21 protein-coding genes are annotated in these 19,929 nt (G+C 43.0%); 8 read left to right on the forward strand and 13 right to left on the reverse strand.

The genetic code is table 11. From position 1 onward, the window contains the following. Nucleotides 1–44: 44 nt before the first annotated feature. The 8 genes from ACHUFI_RS03915 to ACHUFI_RS03950 all read right to left on the reverse strand — a co-directional run bounded on the left by ACHUFI_RS03915 (nt 45) and on the right by ACHUFI_RS03950 (nt 7,718). Nucleotides 45–1,073 carry a succinylglutamate desuccinylase gene (locus ACHUFI_RS03915; protein ID WP_394247055.1) on the reverse strand — a complete coding sequence of 343 codons (1,029 nt, stop codon included), beginning with the start codon at nt 1,071–1,073 and terminating at the stop codon, nt 45–47. A gap of 228 nt (nt 1,074–1,301) precedes the next feature. Next, nucleotides 1,302–3,092, reverse strand: a complete 1,791-nt coding sequence (locus tag ACHUFI_RS03920; protein WP_394247056.1) for a M3 family oligoendopeptidase — start codon at nt 3,090–3,092, stop codon at nt 1,302–1,304. 37 nt (nt 3,093–3,129) lie between these two features. After that, a complete protein-coding gene (locus ACHUFI_RS03925) occupies nt 3,130–3,741 on the reverse strand; it encodes a histidine phosphatase family protein (RefSeq protein ID WP_394247057.1) in 612 nt (203 codons plus the stop codon). Continuing rightward, nucleotides 3,741–4,325, reverse strand: coding sequence for a bifunctional adenosylcobinamide kinase/adenosylcobinamide-phosphate guanylyltransferase (gene cobU, locus ACHUFI_RS03930; RefSeq protein ID WP_394247058.1), 585 nt, complete (start codon nt 4,323–4,325; stop codon nt 3,741–3,743). Before cobU ends, ACHUFI_RS03925 begins: the two co-directional genes overlap by 1 nt. Then, complete coding sequence (locus ACHUFI_RS03935) at nt 4,319–5,122, reverse strand: adenosylcobinamide-GDP ribazoletransferase (RefSeq protein ID WP_394247059.1); 804 nt, start codon at nt 5,120–5,122, stop codon at nt 4,319–4,321. Before ACHUFI_RS03935 ends, cobU begins: the two co-directional genes overlap by 7 nt. Continuing rightward, nucleotides 5,122–6,150: a nicotinate-nucleotide--dimethylbenzimidazole phosphoribosyltransferase gene (cobT, locus tag ACHUFI_RS03940; RefSeq protein WP_394247060.1), complete on the reverse strand. Its 1,029-nt coding sequence runs from the start codon at nt 6,148–6,150 to the stop codon at nt 5,122–5,124. The genes ACHUFI_RS03935 and cobT overlap by 1 nt, the downstream gene beginning before the upstream one ends. 57 nt (nt 6,151–6,207) lie before the next feature. Further along, a complete protein-coding gene (locus tag ACHUFI_RS03945; RefSeq protein WP_394247061.1) occupies nt 6,208–6,819 on the reverse strand; it encodes a flavin reductase family protein in 612 nt (203 codons plus the stop codon). A gap of 416 nt (nt 6,820–7,235) precedes the next feature. Next, entirely contained in the window at nt 7,236–7,718 is a 483-nt protein-coding gene (locus tag ACHUFI_RS03950; protein WP_394247062.1) for an RDD family protein, read from the reverse strand. Nucleotides 7,719–7,969: 251 nt separating this feature from the next. Here ACHUFI_RS03950 and ACHUFI_RS03955 point away from each other — a divergent pair, with 251 nt between their 5' ends. Beyond that, complete coding sequence (locus ACHUFI_RS03955) at nt 7,970–8,671, forward strand: NAD-dependent epimerase/dehydratase family protein (RefSeq protein WP_394247063.1); 702 nt, start codon at nt 7,970–7,972, stop codon at nt 8,669–8,671. 186 nt (nt 8,672–8,857) lie between these two features. Then, on the forward strand, nt 8,858–10,231 hold the full coding sequence (locus ACHUFI_RS03960; protein ID WP_394247064.1) for an L-cystine transporter: 1,374 nt from the start codon (nt 8,858–8,860) through the stop codon (nt 10,229–10,231). A gap of 68 nt (nt 10,232–10,299) precedes the next feature. Here the strand turns inward: ACHUFI_RS03960 and ACHUFI_RS03965 are convergent, their stop codons facing one another. Genes ACHUFI_RS03965 through ACHUFI_RS03975 form a run of 3 tightly spaced genes read right to left on the reverse strand, consistent with a single transcriptional unit; the run spans nt 10,300 to nt 12,440 of the window. Then, on the reverse strand, nt 10,300–10,821 hold the full coding sequence (locus ACHUFI_RS03965) for a DUF2058 domain-containing protein (RefSeq protein ID WP_394247065.1): 522 nt from the start codon (nt 10,819–10,821) through the stop codon (nt 10,300–10,302). A 34-nt stretch (nt 10,822–10,855) separates the two neighbouring features. Next, the gene (locus ACHUFI_RS03970) at nt 10,856–11,983 is read right to left on the reverse strand and encodes a GGDEF domain-containing protein (protein WP_394247066.1); all 1,128 of its coding nucleotides are present in this window, start codon (nt 11,981–11,983) and stop codon (nt 10,856–10,858) included. Continuing rightward, on the reverse strand, nt 11,967–12,440 hold the full coding sequence (locus ACHUFI_RS03975) for a putative pterin-binding protein (RefSeq protein ID WP_394247067.1): 474 nt from the start codon (nt 12,438–12,440) through the stop codon (nt 11,967–11,969). Before ACHUFI_RS03975 ends, ACHUFI_RS03970 begins: the two co-directional genes overlap by 17 nt. A 293-nt stretch (nt 12,441–12,733) precedes the next feature. Here ACHUFI_RS03975 and sbcB point away from each other — a divergent pair, with 293 nt between their 5' ends. From sbcB to purT, 5 genes are all read left to right on the forward strand, one after another. After that, a complete protein-coding gene (sbcB, locus tag ACHUFI_RS03980) occupies nt 12,734–14,158 on the forward strand; it encodes an exodeoxyribonuclease I (RefSeq protein WP_394247068.1) in 1,425 nt (474 codons plus the stop codon). Nucleotides 14,159–14,216: 58 nt separating this feature from the next. Continuing rightward, entirely contained in the window at nt 14,217–14,591 is a 375-nt protein-coding gene (locus ACHUFI_RS03985) for a CidA/LrgA family protein (protein ID WP_394247069.1), read from the forward strand. Continuing rightward, nucleotides 14,591–15,280, forward strand: a complete 690-nt coding sequence (locus ACHUFI_RS03990; RefSeq protein WP_394247070.1) for an LrgB family protein — start codon at nt 14,591–14,593, stop codon at nt 15,278–15,280. Before ACHUFI_RS03985 ends, ACHUFI_RS03990 begins: the two co-directional genes overlap by 1 nt. Nucleotides 15,281–15,485: 205 nt before the next feature. Next, on the forward strand, nt 15,486–16,373 hold the full coding sequence (gene cdd / locus ACHUFI_RS03995) for a cytidine deaminase (protein ID WP_394247071.1): 888 nt from the start codon (nt 15,486–15,488) through the stop codon (nt 16,371–16,373). 163 nt (nt 16,374–16,536) lie between these two features. Next, nucleotides 16,537–17,712, forward strand: coding sequence for a formate-dependent phosphoribosylglycinamide formyltransferase (gene purT, locus ACHUFI_RS04000; RefSeq protein WP_394247072.1), 1,176 nt, complete (start codon nt 16,537–16,539; stop codon nt 17,710–17,712). A 42-nt stretch (nt 17,713–17,754) separates the two neighbouring features. On the opposite strand, the gene ACHUFI_RS04005 is transcribed toward purT, so the two are convergent. Next, a complete protein-coding gene (locus tag ACHUFI_RS04005; protein ID WP_394247073.1) occupies nt 17,755–18,408 on the reverse strand; it encodes a thiopurine S-methyltransferase in 654 nt (217 codons plus the stop codon). Nucleotides 18,409–18,677: 269 nt separating this feature from the next. Between ACHUFI_RS04005 and ACHUFI_RS04010 the strand changes: the two genes are divergently transcribed. Continuing rightward, the gene (locus ACHUFI_RS04010) at nt 18,678–19,451 is read left to right on the forward strand and encodes a RelA/SpoT domain-containing protein (RefSeq protein ID WP_394247074.1); all 774 of its coding nucleotides are present in this window, start codon (nt 18,678–18,680) and stop codon (nt 19,449–19,451) included. Nucleotides 19,452–19,550: 99 nt separating this feature from the next. On the opposite strand, the gene ihfA is transcribed toward ACHUFI_RS04010, so the two are convergent. Beyond that, nucleotides 19,551–19,847: an integration host factor subunit alpha gene (gene ihfA, locus ACHUFI_RS04015; RefSeq protein ID WP_137356131.1), complete on the reverse strand. Its 297-nt coding sequence runs from the start codon at nt 19,845–19,847 to the stop codon at nt 19,551–19,553. Between the last annotated feature and the right edge of the window lie 82 nt (nt 19,848–19,929).

A 19,929-nucleotide genomic window follows, 5' to 3' on the forward strand; every position in this document is an offset into this window, starting at 1 on the left:
TGCGAACCTTGAAAATCAAGAGATTGAGTGTAATCGATTAAGGCTTAATCGTACACTAGCTGGTCATGTTCAAATCGAGTTTCAACTTCACAAACCATAAGCGCAGCACGCTGACCAATCGCAACATGTCGATTAGGGAAAACCACCGCTTCGTTTTCATTTTTGGCCATTAATGGCTTATCACCATCATGTCCAAAGACCTCACCATGTTTAAAGCTTGTGAAGTTTTCGACATTGTCTTCAAACATGAAATCAAAGTCATCATGTAAACGAACAATCGTACGACTTACACGATAAGTTATCGTTTTCTTAGGTAAGTGCTCAGGTTCAACTTCAGCCACTAGGTTTCTCATGGCCAAATCAAACGCCGTAAGTTTATCTAATTGGTTTTCGCCAATCCTAGCAACCTGGCCTAGCTCCATCGTCAAAGCTTGAGCTTCAAAGTTTTCAGCACTGTACCAACTGAATGTGCTTGATGGCGAGTTTGAAAGTAGAACCGCTTCAACATGCGCGCTATTAATAAATTCAATGAGCGCTTTACTACGAACAGCGTGTCTCACTTTCGGACTTACTGCAAACGAGTAATGTTTAGATAAACGGATTGCACAGTGCAGATCTAAGTGCCAACGAGTATCGACTTTAGTATCTTTATAAAACGAAGTGACAATCGTTTTAAGTTCGTCAGCGATAATCACTTCGCGATTGCTCTCACGCGCTTTATCGTCAAATAAGCGATTTAGATTTTCGTCTAAAAATCGAGTATGAGCGTTCGTCGCCTCAGGGTGAGCAATAATGAATAAACAACGGGCTTCAACATTTTGAAAACCAGTTTCAATATCTTCAATAAGCTTGTCGACAAGCTCCATCGGTGAGGTTTCATCACCATGAATACCGCACGAGAAAACAATATTCTTACTATCTTCTGTGTAATTTGCAGGAACAACTTCTAACACCCCACGGCGGTGTAAAGTCAGTTGAACTCCATTGGAAAGGACAGTTTGTCCTGCAAGCATTTCCTGTTCTAGATCTAGGCTGTCAAAAAGAAATGATTGGCGAAAGAGGGATTTCGTCATGCGCTACTCCTTAATTGCACGGCCGTATGTTAATAAATTGTACATGTTATTTTTGCAGCAAGGATCGCACTTATCGATAGAAATTTCATTTTCAATCACAATTATGTATCCGTTTGCCATAGCGGTGTGCATTGTACTCTACAACTCTTTGAGTTTTCAGGATGATTTCAGAGCCATGTAAACTAACACAGCTCTGAATTACGCTAAACAGAGCGAGATCAATGAATCTTACTGATTGAGCAATCTTTCAAATTCATCAACTTGTTCTTTCACCATGTCGATGCTTTGTTGCCAGAAATCGACTTGGGTAAGATCCATTCCTAAGTGCTTAGAAACGACATCTTCTGCCATCATCGATCCTGTGTCTCGCAGCAAAGCGACATAGTCAGAATAGAATTGTTCACCTTTAGACTCACGTTGCGCATACACACCTTTACTGAATAAGTATCCAAATAAATAAGGATAATTATAAAAGCTCACTTGTGAAATACTGAAGTGCAGTTTGCTCGCCCAAAAATATGGGTCCGCTTCGGTCATCGCGTCGCCGTACCACTCTTTCCAAGTCGTTTCCATTAACTCGCATAGTTGGTTTGCAGCCAGCTCACCTTCTTGACGCTGTTCGTAAAACGCTTTCTCGAACTCAAAACGTACTGGGATATTCACCATCAAAGCCAATGACGAAGAAAGTTCTTCCCACAGCATTTCTAACTTTTCGTTTTTCGTCGACGCTTGTTTCAATAAGTAATCGCGAACGATGTTTTCCGCGAAAATTGAGGCCGTTTCTGCCAGTGTCATTGGGTAACGAGTCTGACACAGCGGCATATCACGCATAACCCAGTTATGGAAAGCGTGTCCTAATTCATGAGCAAGAGTCATTAAATCAGAACGGCTACCACTCCAAGTCATGAATACCAACGGTGTGCGGGTAGCAGCAAACTTAGTACAGTATGCACCTAAACGCTTGTTCGCTGTTGGCGCTGCATCAATCCAACCATTTTCAACCATCAGTTCAACGAAATCAGCCATTTCTTGGTCGACTTCCGCAAATGCCGTTTTGATGAGGTCTATGGCTTCATCAAAAGGGTACACTTTGGCTTCCGCGTCTCCAAATGGAGGCATTGCCGCCAAATGATTCCATGGCTTCATCTCGTCCAAACCATGGACTTTCGCCATCAACTTACCGGCTTTTTGCCCAACAAATCGATTCGCTTTTGCCACTTTCATCATGGCATCTAAAGTTTCTGGAACAATGCGACTTCCGTAAAGGCTTGGCTCTAAGAAATGCACATCTTTCAAATTGGAGCGCTTTTGATTTTCAGTAAGGCGCCAACCGGCAAGTGCATTCAAGATCGCAGCGAACGACTCTTGATGTGTTTTCATCGCGCCTTGAACAGCACGCCATGCCGGCTCTTGCTTATCAAACTCACTACCATATAAAAGACTCGCAGCCTGAGAAAAACCTAACTCCTCCTCACTGTCATCAAACTTGAGAGTTAATTTTAGTGACCCCGTTAGGTTGTCATATAAACGCCCCCAGGCATCGCGGCCATCGACTTCCATCGCTGAAAGCAATTGCTCTTCAGACACGCTTAATCGAGTATCAGCCAGTTTACGCGAGCTATAAATCGAGAACCCCTGCCCTGCGACATCTGGGCTGTCGTGATTAAGCACCGCCTCGATGAAATCTTGCTCAGCGTGAATCAAAGTGTTCTCGTACGGGCTGAACGCCTGTGACATTTCAGAACTGAGTTTAGCAACACGGCCTATTAACGCTTTGGCTTCTTGGTGAGTTGCATCAACAGAAGCATGACAAGTCGCAAAGGTATTAATGGTCGCCAGCAGCGTACCAGCCGCTTCCGACGTCTGAATCGCGTTTTGCATTGCAATAATGGTCGCGCGCTTTTCAGTATGTAATTGAAGTAAATCGATACATTGTTGGATAAGAGCAATGTCTTGCTCTATTTTTCCATCATCTAAACCGCTGTAAGCGATACTTAAATCCCAACTTGGTGCTGTCATGTTCTGTCCTTCTAATCAGCCATTCATTCCGCTGATTTTAAATAATTTCCAAACCGATTGATTTCACGCTAATGAACATTTGGTCGGCTTGTGTAACTTGAATATGCGTAATCGAAGCATTGGCTATCGCCAGATTGGAATACCAACTGGGGTTTCGCCAATCTACTTCTAACAAATGTGCGAGTAATACTCTGATCACGCCACCATGCGTAACCACTAATAAATTGTCATGGTCAATATCTAAAACGTGCGACCAACCACTAATAACTCGTTTTTGGAACGAGTGTAAACTTTCAGCACCGGATAGCTGATGGTTAGCAGGATCTTGCCAAAAGCTCTCTAAGGTAGGCCATTGATTTTTCAGTAAATCAAACGGGACACCATCGACATCGCCGAAATTCATTTCTTGAAGTTCAGGGATAATCTCTAGCGGAATATCCTCAAATTTAGAATGGATTTCACCTAAATCCGAGCATCGCGTGAGTGGAGAGCTCAAGATCAGATCAAATTTGTATTCATTCTTTGCTAAAGCACTAGAAATACGTTGCTGAACTAACCTGTCTACCTTCACATCGGTTTTGCCATTAAGAGCCGCAGCTCCCAGCGTTTTACCGTGTCGAAGCAAGAAGATATTTTTCGTCTTCAACATCACTGACGCTCTACTTGTCTTGTTTCATCTTTTAAAGATAGAGGAAGGCCGGCTGCAATTAATGTTACCTGACCACAAATTTTAGCAATGGCTTGATTCATTCTTCCTGCATTATCAACGAACAGTCGGGATACCTTGCCTAGAGGAACGACGCCTAGGCCAACTTCATTCGAAACCATAAAGATTTGAGCTTCACTCTTTGCTAAAACCGCACACACGCGTTCGATTTCCTGCTCTACCTCTTGGTTCGTGGCATCTTCGCCTAGCTCATACAACACATTATTGAGCCAAAGCGTTAGGCAATCTACCAACACAACATCTGCATCACCAAACTGAGACAACTTATCTGCTAGTGCCACTGGCTCTTCGTGTTCAACCCACTGATGGCCACGTCTGTTCTTGTGGTGCTGTACACGCTCTTTCATCTCGTCATCAAAACAGATCGCCGTCGCGACATAGTGTAGCGTTGAGCCCACATTCAACTCTGCCTTTGAAATGACTTGTGCTTCAGCGAATGAAGACTTACCTGATCTCGCGCCGCCTAATATTAGATGGTGCTCTTTAACTCTGTTTATTTTTACCAAATCTCTACGCTCGTACTAATGAAGTGGTGCTCAAATTGTGCGACAAGAAATAAATAGATCAACAATTCCATCAATTGTTGAGCAGCACCTAGGCAGTCTCCAGTGAAGCCACCCAAACGAGAAAGTAACCATCGCTTAATTGCAACTCGGAACAACAAAGCGATCACAGCCAGCGAAAAGACAATATGTAGCCCCATTAACAAAGCCGGCGCTAATCCCACTGCGCTTAGAAATAATAACTCACCCTTCGTTTGCTTATTCGCTAACGGCTTACTTTTGCTGGTATCTAGGTCGCTGACATAAGGCATGTCATAAATTAAAGAAGCCGCAACCGCTCGGCTTAATCCATACCCAACGAGGAACACTGAAAACATCGTGGAAAGTTGACTAAGTTCAGTCAGTAGCAGCCACTTACCGAGTAACGCCATAATCAAGGTAGCGGCGCCGTATGTACCAATACGACTATCTTTCATGATGGTTAGGCGTCGTTCTAAGGTCATGCCCCCACCTATTCCATCCGCCATATCGGTTAGTCCGTCTTCGTGAAACGCTCCCGTCAGCATCAAGCTAAACACCATAGTTAAAAAAACAGACACATCAGACGAAAAAGCCTGTGAGCTTAACCAAAACACACCACCACACATCGCGCCCAGAATCAGTCCGACCAATGAAAAGTACCGACCGGATCGATTCATTCGTTCATCTGAATAAGGTGTGTTCGCCGGAATAGGAATTCGCGAAAAAAAACTGAGTGCAAGAGCAAATAGCTCGAATTGGTATTTAAACCAAGCAGTCATTACACTGTGACTCCTGCACTTTCAAAACTCGCCATATGGTTATAAAACTGCACAGAAGCCATGATCAAAGGTAACGCCAATGCAGCCCCCGTCCCTTCCCCTAAACGCAACCCTAAATCTAGCAACGGTTTAGCATCCAAAAGATCTAATACTATCTTATGACCTGATTCTTCAGACTTATGGGCAAAAATCATATAGTCGCGAGCCTCAGGCTGAATTAGCGTGGCGACATAAGCCGCTACAGACACGATGAAACCATCCACGATTACGGGCGTTTTATGTTCATGTGCTGCAAGAAAGCCACCAACCATTTGTACAATTTCAAAGCCGCCGACTTCAGCCAACACCTCTTTAACTGGTTTGCCGTTACAACGTTTAACACCTTCCCCAATAAGTTTGGTTTTTAGCTGTAACTGCTCGGAAGTAATCCCGGTACCAAGACCGACGCAATCTTCGACGGACTTGCCTGCCAACGCCGACAAAATCGCTGCCGAACTACTGGTATTGCCAATCCCCATTTCCCCAAACATCACTAGGTTTGACCCCTTTTCGATCTGCTCAGCGACTACTTTTTTGCCAAGGCTTATGCCTTCTTCCACTTGAGGTAATATCATTGCGGCTTGAGCCGCAAAATTATTCGTTCTGGTTCCTAAACGCTGGCTTACAAATTGAGGGCTCGTCGTTTCGACCTCTAATAAAATACCCGTATCAACAACCGTTAACGCAATATTATTAACGTCACAGAAACAGTTAATGGCAGCCCCACCATTCAAAAAATTCAAGACCATTTGTTGTGTAACGGCGCTTGGCGCAATGCTTACACCTTCATCGGCAATACCATGGTCACCAGCAAATATGACGATATTTGGCTGTTTGACCTCAATTTGATCAACGGCAGATGGCAAACCTTGACTCTGAATTAGGGCTAACTGATGGGCCACGCTTTCTAATTGGCCTAACGCTCCCAGAGGCTTGGTTTTTTGATCAATACGATGCTGAATGTCTTGAGAGTAACGGCTGTCTATCATTGTTTATTTCTACTCTTGAGTCTGAGATAAAAGGGAAAAACCAGTGTCTAGCACTGCTTATTTTGGTCGTGCTATCGAAAAAACATCGCCAATTTTTGCGAATTCACCGCCGCCTAATCGAGATATGGGATCAAGTAATGACGCATCAATTTTTAATCGTTCACTTCCACCGTCGATTACATTAGGAGAGATGTACACTTGCTCAACTTCCGCGAAAATTAGGCTCTGAGGCGTGTCTCCAATTTCTTTTACTTCAAATAGACGGCAACCAAAAGCAATCTCGCACTCCGCTAATCTAGGTAAAGGGAAGTCTTCAAACTCGGTAAGTTCGAGATTATTAGCAGTGACTTCAGATTCACCGTGATCCAACGTAGCTGCCGAGTTCGTTACCGCTTCTGACGAATGTGCGCTGGCAATGTGAATAACAAGCTTTCCGGTTTCCAGTACGTTGCGAGTTGTATCTTTGATTTCACCTGATGGTTTTTTACCTACCGACATCATTAATAATGGCGGATTACTGGAAACGGGCGTGAAATACGAAAATGGCGCGAGGTTGAAGTTCTCTTCAGAAGACTCTGTTAAAACCCACGCCACTGGGCGAGGTACAACCGTTTGAGTCATAAGGTGATATATTTGAGTGGGAGCCAGTGTATTGAATTTTAGGTTCATAGCGCGTCCTTGGTCTATGCTTAGTAAAAGCAGTTTACTCGCTTAGCAATACGCTATCTATCACTAACTGACAAAAACACGCTCAGTTGAAACACATTTGACCGTTTAGGCAAAACAGGCGTCAAAATTAGACTCATTTCGCGAGTAATTCATTCCGTTACCATATGCCTTTATAGAAATCATAGACTTAAAAATTGGCACCGAAAATGCTTTATCTCAATGGTACGGACGTAGCAGTATCACTTGGAGGTGAATATGTTTGCTAATCAAAGTAAAAGAAAGACTCATGACAAGAAACGTCAAACACAAAAATCGAAAAAGAAAGTTCCTCTCTCCTTTACCTGATGTTTACTATTAAGCTCATTACTCTCACAAAAAAAGGCCTCACATAGAGGCCTTCTTTTATTCATCCGACTTTAAGGAATCTTACTGAAATCCATTTCTTTTGGTTGGGAAACATCCACTACTTTGGTGCCTGCAATCAAGTCATGGATACAACGACGGTCTTTTCTAAAGATAAATAATACATTTACTATCGCGACAACACCGATAAAAGGGATACTCGCAAGCACAGATATCGGCAAGTAACGTTTGAACAATATGCCTTTGAAACCGATGTGGGATCCGTCAAGTCTAACGACTGAAATCTCAAAAACATTTTTGCCAATGGTTTGCCCATGCTTTTCGAGAAAATAGCCATTAATGAGGAAGTAAACCACTGTTAAGTAAATAATATTAAGCAGCGTCGGAAATTCAGAATTCCATATTAAACTATGTAACGGCTCTACATAATAAGTAGAAGCTGATATCGCCCCTATAACCATACTATCGATAATAGCCGCCCACAGCCTAGACCAACGAGACGCGAGTGCTTTTTCATCTGTTACTTGTACTTCCAATGATTTCTCCTGTACTTCTTTTTTACCAAGACAAACGGGCGAAAAACATTATATAAAACCAATCGCAAAATCTATTAATTTCATAACAAATTCAATTACCAGCAAAAAATCAATTCACTTAAATTATGGAAGTTAACTCCACTTCCACCTCATTTAGCCTATTGCCTTCAATATTATAAATTCACTGTACAATCACAGATTTAACATATTGAGGTAGCTACAATTATCTTGAGTTTCAGAAGGGATATAAGATGCAGATACAAGGCGACAAAAGCGTAGTCATGATTGCAGGTGGTTCAGGCCTAGTAGGCTCTCACGCCATTGAATTGATGTTAAACGAATCCGCTATCTCTTCAATTTATAGCCTTGGACGCTCCCCGCTCCCTTCTAACTGGAATACCGATGGCAGCAAACTTATTGAGCTTATTAGTCCTGATCTGCAGATAAACGAATGGGACGAATCTCGTCCTTCTCCAACTCTAGGGCTGATTTGTTTAGGAACGACAATTAAGCAAGCGGGTTCCAACGAGGCATTGTACAAAGTCGACTACGAACTGGTTTGCCATGTCGCCCAAACGATGCACTTACTCGGTGTAAAAAGATTAGCTGTTGTTTCAAGTTACGGCGCGTCGACGCAATCTCCGTCGCATTACCTACGCTGCAAAGGGCAAATGGAACAAACTCTAACTCGAATGGGTTTCGAACAATTATTGATTCTACGGCCAGGGCCTTTAGTTGGAGAACGCAAAAAACCAAGACTTGATGAAAAATGGCTTCAAATGATTTTGTGGTTATTTCGCCCACTTATGCTCGGACGCCTCAAAAGTCTCGTTCCAATCCAAGCGCATGATGTCGCAAAAACTGCCCTATACAAATTATTTTCCAGTAAATACCACCCGACAGAAATGTACGATTCTAAAAAGATGCTCACTTTTTTATCTGAATATCGATGATATTGGCTAAGTTAGAAACAATTCGTTAATTACTCAACCAAGCCACTCAAAACATATATCGTTTTGTTCTAATAAATTCTTTTTTCTTATTTTATATCTGTAAACAGGACGCTATTTTACCTAACAGTATTCATGACCATATATCATGAGAAGTTATCAATAAAATGAAATCCATAAGGATATAAAATGTCACTTGCAGCTATCGCATCACTTGCGGTGTTCCTCGGTATTCTCTACTTTCTCTACGGACAGCAGAAAAAAGAAAATACACTTTCCCGACTGGTTCTATTAGGTCTTGTCTTTGGTAGTGCTTTTGGTCTTGGCCTGCAACTCATATTTGGTGAAGGCAGCACTGTTATCAAGGAAACCTTAGACTGGGTAAACGTCGTCGGACGCGGATACGTCGGTCTACTAAAAATGGTCATCATGCCACTTGTTTTAGTATCCATGATTGCTGCAGTCGTTAAGCTAGAGAAAGGCGGCTCACTCGGTAAAATATCTGGTCTTACTATCTCGGTTTTACTCGCAACCACGGCTATCTCAGCTATCGTTGGCATTGCTGTGACCCAAATCTTCGGGCTTTCAGCAGAAGGATTAGTTGAAGGGGCTCGTGAAACTGCTCGTATCTCCGTTCTAGAAAACAGAATCGACCGCGTTTCAGACCTAACCATTCCTCAAATGCTGGTGAGTTTTATTCCTACTAACCCGTTTGCTGACCTAACAGGTGCTCGTTCTACATCCATCATTGCTGTTGTTATTTTCGGCGTGCTAGTTGGTATTGCAGCACGCAAAGTGATGGCAGAAAAAGAAGAGTTAGAAAACCCAATTCATACTTTCGTGGATGCAACACAATCGGTCGTAATGCGCTTAGTTAAAATGATCATGGCGTTGACTCCGTATGGTATTGCAGCGCTCATGGCTAAGGTTGTTGCTACGTCTAGCGCATCAGACATTCTGAGCTTATTAGGCTTCATCGTCGCTTCATACGTTGCCATTTTACTGATGTTCGTTGTGCATGGCATTTTGGTTTCATTTGTTGGAGTCAGCCCAAAAGAATACTTCAAGAAGATTTGGCCAGTACTGACGTTCGCATTTACATCACGTAGTTCAGCTGCCACTATCCCATTGAATGTTGAAGCTCAAATTACCAAGCTGAATGTTCCACCAGCGATCGCAAACTTGTCAGCATCATTTGGCGCGACAATCGGTCAAAACGGATGTGCAGGTATTTACCCAGCAATGCTTGCGGTAATGGTCGCGCCTACGGTCGGAATCGACCCAATGGACATCAACTTCATTCTTTCTCTGATCGCGATTATCACGGTTAGCTCTTTCGGAATCGCTGGGGTTGGTGGCGGTGCGACATTCGCTGCGCTCATTGTACTGCCAGCGATGGGCTTACCAGTTACGATAGCGGCTCTGTTGATCTCTATTGAACCTCTGATTGACATGGCTCGTACTGCATTGAATGTGTCTGGCGCAATGACAGCCGGAACAATCACAAGCAGGCTTCTAGGTAAAAAAGAACAAAACCGCGAGTTGGAACAAGCGAACGCTTAATCGCCAAACACTTTCAGGTATAAAAAAACCGATGCTTATGCATCGGTTTTTTATTTCTCGGACAGTGATTACCACATTAAATCATCTGGAATCACAAAATCTTTATACGGATCGTCTTCATCCATTTCGTCTGAGCTCGCGGTTTGCGTATCGACAATGGATTCTTCATCACGCATTGCGATCTTGTTCGCCACACTTGTCGGGATAACCACATAGCTTTCTTCTTGACGAGCAATGCTCAAAATACCGTTACTCAATTGCTTTTGAGTAAGTTCATCAACGTATAGGTATTTTACTAATTTACCGTCAGTAAAGTTGTACTTGATTTCGCCGTTTTTAAGGTCAATTTTGTTCATTTGAATCAACTGCTTCACTTGAGCTTTGATTTCTTTGCTCAGCTGCTTTTCTTTCAGTTGATTGTTTAGTTCTTTATCACGCTCTTGCTGCGCAACTTTATTTGCTTCAGCGGCTGCTTTTGCTTCTCTCGCTTGAACTCGAGATTTTTTAGAGCCTTTTTTTGCTTTCTTTAGCTTCTTTTCATTTACCAAGCCAGCTTTTAGCATTTGCTCTTGTAATGTTAACTTTGCCATGACCTTTCCAACTCAGGATTTAAAAACAGGCGTATCATACCTGTTTTTTTAACGCCTGTTTATCTTGCTTGTGATAAAACTTCATCTGATACATGCGTTTGTCCGCAATGCTGATGAGCTCATCGATATCCTGCGCATCTTTTGGAAAAGTTGCCACACCAACACTCACCCCTAGCAAAGGGTTTGTCGCGAAACGCGAACCTGGGCATTCATGTATCTTTTCTATGTGTTCAACAACACCCGTTTCATTCTTCTGAGAACAATATCGATGAACAATGGCAAATTCATCCCCGCCAATTCGATATGCGCGGTAATTTTCACAGTCAAACTCTCGAATATGTTCAGAAAGTTCGATGAGCACGTTATCCCCCTCTTGGTGACCATACTGGTCATTGATCGATTTAAACCCATCAAGATCAAGCAAATACAACGTGAAATCTTTTTGTGCATTATTTAAGTGCTGCATTTTAGTAAATAGAGCGAGACGGTTTCCTAGATTGGTTAATGTATCTGTCATGGCTAGTTTATGATGGAAGCGAGATTCTTTATAAAAGACAACGCTAATCAGCATTAAACAAAACATAAACCCTACCAACGCCATTAGCTGAAGCGATTGTAACTGCTGCGCTTTCGATTGCTGTGCTGTATACAAAGGGCTGTTAACTCTGAAGTTTCTATTTACGTAACCGATCATCTTCATGTAGACACGCTTCACTTCTGAATGAAACACACTTCCCGTTACAGGATCGTCATTAGTTACTGTTTTTAGCAGTGGTTCTAATGACTTAAACTCCGTAAACAGTTCCTCAAAAAACTGACGCGTGTCCGTCATATCCATAAAATAATTCGATTCTTTGCTATTCAGCACCAAATCAAACCGGCTCCATGTGATGTCATATTTGAGCCACACCCTCTCCAAATGTTTGTCACCATCCCCTACAAGACTTGTTTCCCCAATTAGCTCTGACAGTTCTTTAGTCAATTGAAACAGAAACCAAGTTGCTTGGTTTTGTTGCTCAGAATAAGACTGAGCTAATATCCTTGTTTCTTTCATCAAGGTAATATTGGCAATGAGTAACACCACTGACGTTACCAAAAGCAGTAACTTGGCTAAGCGGAGTTGCGGATACTTAGTTTTTACGTATTTACTTTTTATCCGCATGAAATTCTATCTTATCCATTTGCCATACCATTTGAGAGTGATACAGGCTGTTGTCTATTTGAGGATGATCAGAAAGCGAGTAAATAAGCCAATATGGCCCTTTTTCTCTTACGCTCATAGGCTCTGAATCACGCAGATAAGCAATAATCGGTTGATAGGTTTCGATATCTGATTTAAGTAACTCCATTGCATAATGGTTTAGCGCACTTACTGTAATCACTTCAGGAAGTTCGATACCTTGCGCCTCAAAAAAGTCTGTCACTTTTACGCCTGTAAAATTAGACTGCCCATCAATCCAAGGCAAGTTAGTGGTATAAGTGGTTTTAGGCATAGCGCGGATCTGCTCTTTGATTAAAATTACAGGCTCATGGCTATTATCGTTGTTTATTACTGTAATCGTTTCAGAATTCGCAGCTAAGGCAAAACAGAGGCAAGTCAGGGCTATCAATACTCTCATAAGGAATCCTTTCTAAAATGAGGAGCTATTAATAACAATAGTATAATTAGCCAGCTTAATTTTGTGGATTCTTAACTATTGTTCAATTTACGATCCATCAATCGGCATTAATTACATTGCTCATCATTTATAGCACTCACGAACTGAGTTAAATGTGTTTAATGATTAATCAAGCAACCAATTAATCTAATTATTTTCGCTCGTCGCTTGCGTGGCGCCCATCACATATCAGATACTTAACCCAATCCATTTTGACGACCAGTGTATTACCATGCGCTGAGCAGGAATAACCAATGAGTTCAAACGCACAACCGACCTTCTTCTTCTTCGATTACGAAACTTGGGGGACAAGCCCAGCCAAAGATCGCCCAAGCCAGTTTGCGGGGGTAAGAACGGACCAAGATTTCAACATCATCGGCGAACCATTAGTTATTTACTGCCAACCGCCTGCTGATTACCTTCCATCACCGGAAGCGGCACTGATCACTCGAATCACCCCACAAAAAGCAGCTTCTCAAGGTTTACCGGAGCCGGAATTTATCGCCAAAATTCATGATGAGCTTTCAAAGCCCAACACCACTAGCTTAGGTTACAACAGCATTCGATTTGATGATGAAGTCACACGTTATACTTGTTACCGTAACTTTATTGACCCATACGCATGGAGCTGGCAAAACGGAAACTCTCGTTGGGATCTTCTTGACGTAATGCGAGCAGTACACGCCCTTCGTCCTCAAGGTATAGAATGGCCAGAGAATGATGAAGGCTACCCTAGTTTTAAGCTGGAACATTTATCGGTAGCAAATGGCATCGAGCATGAGAATGCGCATGACGCAATGGCCGATGTTATCGCGACGATTGAACTGGCTAAAAAGCTCAAAGCAGCCCAGCCAAAAATGTTCGATTACCTCTACAACATGCGTCATAAGCGTAAACTGAACGATTTAGTCGATATCGTAAACATGACGCCACTTATGCACGTATCAGGTATGTTCGGTCGTGATTGTAACTACACGAGCTGGGTAGTGCCGATGGCTTGGCACCCAACTAACCAAAATGCTGTTGTCGTGGTCGACTTAGCGAAAGACCCAACGCCACTTTTAGAACTCGACGCAGAAACACTACGCACTCGCCTTTACACTAAACGAAGCGAGTTAGCGGAAGATGAGCTACCAGTACCTATTAAGCTTGTTCATCTAAATAAGTGCCCAGTGCTCGCACCTGCGAAAACTCTAACTGCTGAAAATGCTGAGACCATTGGTATTGACCGTGAACAATGCCTGAAAAACCTTGCGACATTACGTGAGCACCCAGAAGTACGCGAAAAACTCATCGAGCTGTATAGCGTTGATCGCGACTATGAAAAGAGTGGCGACGTCGACACCATGCTTTACGATGATTTTTTCTCTCCTTCCGATAAAGCAGCGATGAATATCATTCGCGAAACGGATCCTAATCACCTTGCAGCGCTTGATATTAGTTTCAGTGACGAACGGATTAAGCCGTTATTGTTTAGGTATCGTGCCCGTAATTTCCCTTTTACGCTTGATGAATCCGAGCAACTTCGCTGGGCTAATCACTGCCGAGAAACGTACGAGTCGCAGCTTGAAGAGTACATGCTTAATCTAGAAAACCTCGCTCACGAACATGAGTCAGATGAAAAGAAATTGGCAATACTAAAAGCCGTTTATCAATACGTAGAAAAACTCGCGTCTTAGCAATATTCACTGTATTTGGGCTCATCGATGGGCCCTATTTATTTCTTGGTAGGTTCATTTGAAAGACAAGTTACATATAGCACTTCGTTACCTCGTCTCTTTCGGCTTAATATTAATCGCATTATGGCTCGGCAACGGCATACAAACCGTTCTTGGCACATCCATTCCCGGCAGTATCTTTGGAATGCTGATCCTATTTGGATTAATGAGCCTACGAATTATCCCTGTTGAATGGGTAAAGCCGAGCGCTAACCTCATTATCCGCTATATGATACTGCTGTTTGTCCCAATTAGTGTTGGACTGATGGAGCATGCTGATATGCTCATCGCCAACGCCTTACCGATAATGGCAAGTGCTGTTGGTGGCTCATTGATCGTATTGGTCTCTTTGGCTTGGTTTCTTGAACGCCACCTTTCAAAGAGGAATTCATAATGTGGTTACTTGTCACTATCATCGTATTTCTCTTTGCTCGCTGGGTCAGTCAAAAGGTGAACTCGCCACTGTTTAACCCTCTTTTAATCAGTATCGCGATCATCATCCCTGTACTTACCTATTTGAAGGTACCCTTTGAAACTTACTATGCGGACAACCAATGGATCAGTTTCTTACTACAACCTGCGGTGGTTGCATTAGCTTATCCACTGTATGAGCAACTGCCACAAATTAGAGCCAACTGGCGAATAATCACATTGGCTTGCACTTTAGGCAGTGTCATGTCGATGCTCACCGCTTCTATTATTGCAGTCGCCTTCAAAGCAGAGCTCAGTCTAATCGCCAGTTTGCTTGGTAAATCAGTGACCACTCCGATAGCTATGGAAATTTCTAGCCACCTTGGCGGAGAAGCTGCTATTGCAGCGATCCTTGTGCTTATAGTCGGCCTTTTTGGGGCGATATGCGCTTACCCCATCTATAATTTGATTGGTATTAAAAGCCCTATAGCACGCGGCCTGACCATGGGAACCGTTTCTCATGCACTAGGCACAGCGACGAGTGCGGAGAAACAGCCTCAAGACGCTGCCTTTAGTTCATTAGCCCTTGTTCTATGTGGTGTTATTACCTCAATTATTGCGCCCTCAGTATTCGCAGTAGTGGTTTGGATTTACCAACTCATGGGCGTTTAAGCCTAAATATTCATGTTTTAGCAACGAGGTTCGCCAGTTATTTGCGAGCCTAATAACCATTCTGAAAGTTGAAATCGATTACATGTGTGACCTCACTCTAACTATGTAATAGAGTGAAACAATCTAAGCCGTAGCGTGATCCAGATCTCGGTAATGTTTTATCCACAACCTAGAATTAAAGTCTAAGGTTAAAAAAGGATTCAAAATGAACAGCCAAATTGCACAAGCGCTAGAAAATGCACCTCAAACGATCAAAGCATCTCTAAGCAAGATCGTTCTTGCCGATGATTTTGATGCAACTCTTTCTCAGCAACAATTTGAGCAACTGCTGAACGAAAGTGGATTACCAGACAACGAACTTCGCGTTGCACTACTTCCATTGGCGGCCGCCTATTCTTATGCACCAATCTCCAACTTTTATGTCGGAGCACTAGTAAGAGGCCTAAGTGGTCGTTTGTACTTTGGTGCCAATTTAGAGATTTCAGGCGCACAATTAGGCCAAACGGTTCACGCAGAACAATCAGCGATTAGCCACGCATGGATGAAAGGCGAAACTGGTATTTCAGACATCACCATTAACTTCAGCCCTTGCGGCCACTGTCGCCAGTTCATGAACGAACTGACAACAGCGAAAGAATTAAAAATTCAGCTTCCAGAGCGGGATGAAAAGCCTCTGCAAGAATACCTACCGGAATCATTTGGCCCTGCCGATCTCGGTATTAAAACAGGCTTAATGACCAAGCTTGACCACCAATACCGTTCTGAAGACAGTAACCCACTAGTACTTAAAGCGCTAAGTGGACTAAACGTGAGTCACGCTCCTTACACCAAGAACTTAAGTGGCGTTGCACTAGAGTTAGCATCCGGTGAGTGCTTTGTTGGTTCTTACGCGGAAAATGCTGCGTTTAACCCGAGCCTACCTCCACTTCAAGTTGCACTTATCCAACTGCGTTTAGCTGGCCACGACTTTAACGAAATTGAGAATGCCGCATTGGTTGAAATGTCAGAAGGTTCAATCAGTCACCTTGCTGATACACAATCAACACTAGAAGCGATTAACCCTGACATTCCAGTTTCTTACCTAGCAATTTAAAAACATATAGTTAACAAACATTTAAAAAGCGAAGCCTAATTTTGGCTTCGCTTTTTTTATTTCCTCAATCCTCATAAATTGATCGCGCAAACGATTGCGTTTGCGGTTGAAATAGGTATGATTCGCTCGTTTACAACAGTTCAATCTCTATTAAGGAATTCTTATGTTTGGTACTGCGACACGTGAAAATGCGACACGAGTACTTCTGCTTGGTTCTGGTGAGCTAGGTAAAGAAGTAGCTATAGAATGTCAGCGCTTAGGTTTAGAAGTGATTGCTTGCGACCGTTATGCTGATGCACCAGCAATGCAAGTTGCTCACCGTAGCCACGTTTTAGACATGCTTGATGGAGATGCCCTTCAGGCCATTATTGAACTAGAAAAACCGGATTACGTAGTACCAGAAATTGAAGCGATTGCCACAGACAAGTTGGTTGAGTTGGAAGCTCAAGGGCTAAACGTCGTCCCGACAGCTAATGCAACCAAACTCACCATGAACCGCGAAGGCATTCGTCGCCTTGCAGCAGAAGAGCTTCAACTGACGACCTCTCCTTACCGCTTCGCAGATACTTGCGAAGATTTCGCCGCTGCTGTTGAGTTTGTTGGGCTGCCATGTGTCGTGAAACCTGTGATGAGCTCTTCAGGCAAAGGTCAGAGTGTCATGAAAACACCTGAAGACATCCCAAAAGCATGGAATTACGCTCAAGAAGGCGGACGTACAGGCGCAGGACGTGTAATTGTGGAAGGTTTCATCGACTTTGATTATGAAATTACTCTACTCACCGTACGCGCTGTTGATGGCGTTCACTTCTGTAGCCCTATCGGTCATAGACAAGAAGACGGCGATTACCGCGAGTCTTGGCAGCCACAAGTGATGTCTGAAAACGCACTTAAAGCAGCACAATACGCAGCTGAGCAAGTGGTGAATGCTCTAGGTGGTCACGGAATTTTTGGCGTCGAGCTATTTGTAAAAGGTGACAAAGTTATTTTCAACGAAGTCTCCCCTCGCCCACACGATACAGGGCTTGTGACTCTTATGTCTCAAGACAGTTCAGAATTCGCGCTCCACGTTCGTGCATTTACGGGTATGCCAATCAACTCAATTACCCAGTACGGTGCGTGCGCTTCCGCTGTTGTACTCGGCCAAGGCACGTCTACCAACATTCGCTTCGAGGGGCTAAACGACGCGTTAACTCAGCCTCAAACCCAAGTTAGACTATTTGGTAAACCAGATATCGACGGACGTCGCCGATTGGGTGTTGCGCTAACTCGTCGCCAAACCATTGAGACTGCGATTGAAGATGCGGTAGAAAGCGCAAGAAAAATCAAAGTGATCTACTAACCGAGATAACAACAAAAAAGGCAGCGTTAAGCTGCCTTTTTCTTAGAAGTCTGATTCAATCAAGTACACTTCTTCCGCGAACCTCGATAGCCCTTTCTTCGCAATCTTAGGATGATCTTCCCCTGCAATATCGCAGTTAAGCTGCGTAATTTTATAACCTTCAAAGAGTGCTTCAACCTCAGCTCTTGGAATACTAAAAGGAGGACCAGACATCTCTTCTTGATCATAATCTAACGTGACCAACAAAATTCGGCCACCTGGGTTAAGCAGTGATTTAAGCCTTTCCACATAAGACACTCTCATATCACTTGGCAACGCCACCAGCGATGCTCTGTCATAAATAATGTCTACTGGTTGAATTGGCGCCGAGAAGTAATCACCGGCATAAATGCTCAACTCATCAAATTGATAAAGCTCATGCTGCCCGCTCACAGGGGTAACTAAAGGTGTATAAAAGTGTTCAGCGAAAAATGAACGAACAGCAATTTTGCTCAGTTCAACGCCCTGCACATCTTCATGTTTGCTCGCAAGCCAAATTAAATCTTCGCTTTTCCCACATAAGGGTACAAAGACTTTACTTTCATAGCTTGGGTTTGTCTCCGCCCAAAACTGGATCAACAACGGGTTCACATCTTCTAAGTGGAAACCAATTTGGTTCGCGGCCCATTTATTGTGCCAAAATTCAGGATCGTTCATCTCTAATTCATCTTAACTAGTCATAATGTAAGGGTACATCATCGTTAACCCAGACAAAACTGAATTGGTAATAAACCTAAACAATTTGTCCGAATAGTGAGTCCGTGATTTGTCTATCAGTTCACGTTTTATCAACTCACAAAACGATATGGTTGTTTTCTGCTTAAACAGACCCAATGTCTTATTAAGTAGAACATTTTACGCTAATAAATTTATATGGTTACCACTTTTAAGTTCATCTTTTAGTAACCTTGTATAAGGGAGTGTGAATGAGTCTTTTTCTTCGTACAACAGCCTTAATGCTATTGGTATTAAGCCGTGCGCCTGCATTTGCAGCCACTGTATCAACGAGTTCAACTGAGCAATCTCGAACCCCTGCTCAAAACCAAATCTCATCTAAAGTATTCAAACATAGCCTTAGTGGCCTTTACGGTATTAAAGCGTTCGATTCTCAACCCGTTCAGCCTTACAGTGATTTCGATATTCTGTATAGCAAATCTCACCAAGCTCAAGCAGAGCTAGAGACTATTTGTAAAAGTACTGCTTTATTGACTCAGTCTAATACGATTTTCGCCGGCGTGAAGTCAAAGCATCGCGCACAAGAGAAAATCAACTTGGAGTTAAACGGGCAAACTGAGCGAATCACCGATTTAGCTCGTGCCACAATCATCGCTGACGACGTAGAAAGCTTGGTTGAAGTGTATGAATCAATCAGCCGTGAAGCCGATGTAGTGAAAGTAAAAAATAAATTTAAAACACCGGCAGCGTCTGGCTACCGTGACTTAAACTTGTTAGTTCGTTTACCGAAAACCAATATCGTTGCCGAAGTACAACTTCACTTAAAAGAGATTGCAGACGTAAAAAGTGGCCCTGAACATGATTTATACGAAATCATTCAAGGTATTGAGCGTCATGCCATTGCTGAAAACAGAGACCTTAACGATATAGAAACCGCTCAAATTACGAGCTTGCGTCGCCAATCCTTTGAGCTTTACCAACAAGCTTGGCAGCCCTATATCACGACCAACATCAAAGCAGCCTAACCCCATAAAAATCGGCCTGCTTCCCCAAAAGGAAGCAGGCCGATGATATCCTTGACTCTAAATACAAAAAGACCACGCGATGCGTGGTCTATTGCTTGGCTACTTATCTACTTTTATATTTTCTACTCGGGCTTTTAATTTTTGCCCAGGTCTGAACGTGACAACACGTCGAGCAGTAATTGGAATGTCTTCACCGGTTTTAGGATTACGGCCTGGTCTTTCGTTCTTTTCACGAAGGTCAAAATTACCAAAACCTGACAGTTTTACCTGTTCACCGTTTTCTAGTGCTTTACGCACTTCTTCAAAAAACACTTCAACCGTTTCCTTGGCATCCCGTTTGCTGTATCCGAGCTTTTCAAACAGGTTCTCAGCCAAATCGGCCTTTGTGAGCGCCATAAAACTTTCCTCAAAGCTAGTTTAACATTGCTACCAATTAGGGTAGCGCCAAAGCATTTCGCTTAGCCAATCAACAACATAT

It is taken from the genome of Vibrio profundi (assembly GCF_043642225.1).
GTDB classification, from domain to species: domain Bacteria; phylum Pseudomonadota; class Gammaproteobacteria; order Enterobacterales; family Vibrionaceae; genus Vibrio; species Vibrio profundi_A.

What these genes read in the sequence shown, in the direction of transcription:
- ACHUFI_RS03920 (WP_394247056.1), bottom strand. Translation starts at nt 3,092, where the DNA reads ATGACAGCACCAAGTTGGGATTTAAGTATCGCTTACAGCGGTTTAGAT.
- ACHUFI_RS03975 (WP_394247067.1), bottom strand. Translation starts at nt 12,440, where the DNA reads ATGAGAGTATTGATAGCCCTGACTTGCCTCTGTTTTGCCTTAGCTGCG.
- purT (WP_394247072.1), top strand. Translation starts at nt 16,537, where the DNA reads ATGTTTGGTACTGCGACACGTGAAAATGCGACACGAGTACTTCTGCTT.
- ACHUFI_RS04010 (WP_394247074.1), top strand. Translation starts at nt 18,678, where the DNA reads ATGAGTCTTTTTCTTCGTACAACAGCCTTAATGCTATTGGTATTAAGC.
- ACHUFI_RS03915 (WP_394247055.1), bottom strand. Translation starts at nt 1,073, where the DNA reads ATGACGAAATCCCTCTTTCGCCAATCATTTCTTTTTGACAGCCTAGAT.
- ACHUFI_RS04005 (WP_394247073.1), bottom strand. Translation starts at nt 18,408, where the DNA reads ATGAACGATCCTGAATTTTGGCACAATAAATGGGCCGCGAACCAAATT.
- ACHUFI_RS03935 (WP_394247059.1), bottom strand. Translation starts at nt 5,122, where the DNA reads ATGACTGCTTGGTTTAAATACCAATTCGAGCTATTTGCTCTTGCACTC.
- cobT (WP_394247060.1), bottom strand. Translation starts at nt 6,150, where the DNA reads ATGATAGACAGCCGTTACTCTCAAGACATTCAGCATCGTATTGATCAA.
- ACHUFI_RS03990 (WP_394247070.1), top strand. Translation starts at nt 14,591, where the DNA reads ATGTGGTTACTTGTCACTATCATCGTATTTCTCTTTGCTCGCTGGGTC.
- cdd (WP_394247071.1), top strand. Translation starts at nt 15,486, where the DNA reads ATGAACAGCCAAATTGCACAAGCGCTAGAAAATGCACCTCAAACGATC.
- ACHUFI_RS03925 (WP_394247057.1), bottom strand. Translation starts at nt 3,741, where the DNA reads ATGTTGAAGACGAAAAATATCTTCTTGCTTCGACACGGTAAAACGCTG.
- ihfA (WP_137356131.1), bottom strand. Translation starts at nt 19,847, where the DNA reads ATGGCGCTCACAAAGGCCGATTTGGCTGAGAACCTGTTTGAAAAGCTC.
- ACHUFI_RS03955 (WP_394247063.1), top strand. Translation starts at nt 7,970, where the DNA reads ATGCAGATACAAGGCGACAAAAGCGTAGTCATGATTGCAGGTGGTTCA.
- sbcB (WP_394247068.1), top strand. Translation starts at nt 12,734, where the DNA reads ATGAGTTCAAACGCACAACCGACCTTCTTCTTCTTCGATTACGAAACT.
- ACHUFI_RS03965 (WP_394247065.1), bottom strand. Translation starts at nt 10,821, where the DNA reads ATGGCAAAGTTAACATTACAAGAGCAAATGCTAAAAGCTGGCTTGGTA.
- ACHUFI_RS03970 (WP_394247066.1), bottom strand. Translation starts at nt 11,983, where the DNA reads ATGCGGATAAAAAGTAAATACGTAAAAACTAAGTATCCGCAACTCCGC.
- ACHUFI_RS03945 (WP_394247061.1), bottom strand. Translation starts at nt 6,819, where the DNA reads ATGAACCTAAAATTCAATACACTGGCTCCCACTCAAATATATCACCTT.
- ACHUFI_RS03960 (WP_394247064.1), top strand. Translation starts at nt 8,858, where the DNA reads ATGTCACTTGCAGCTATCGCATCACTTGCGGTGTTCCTCGGTATTCTC.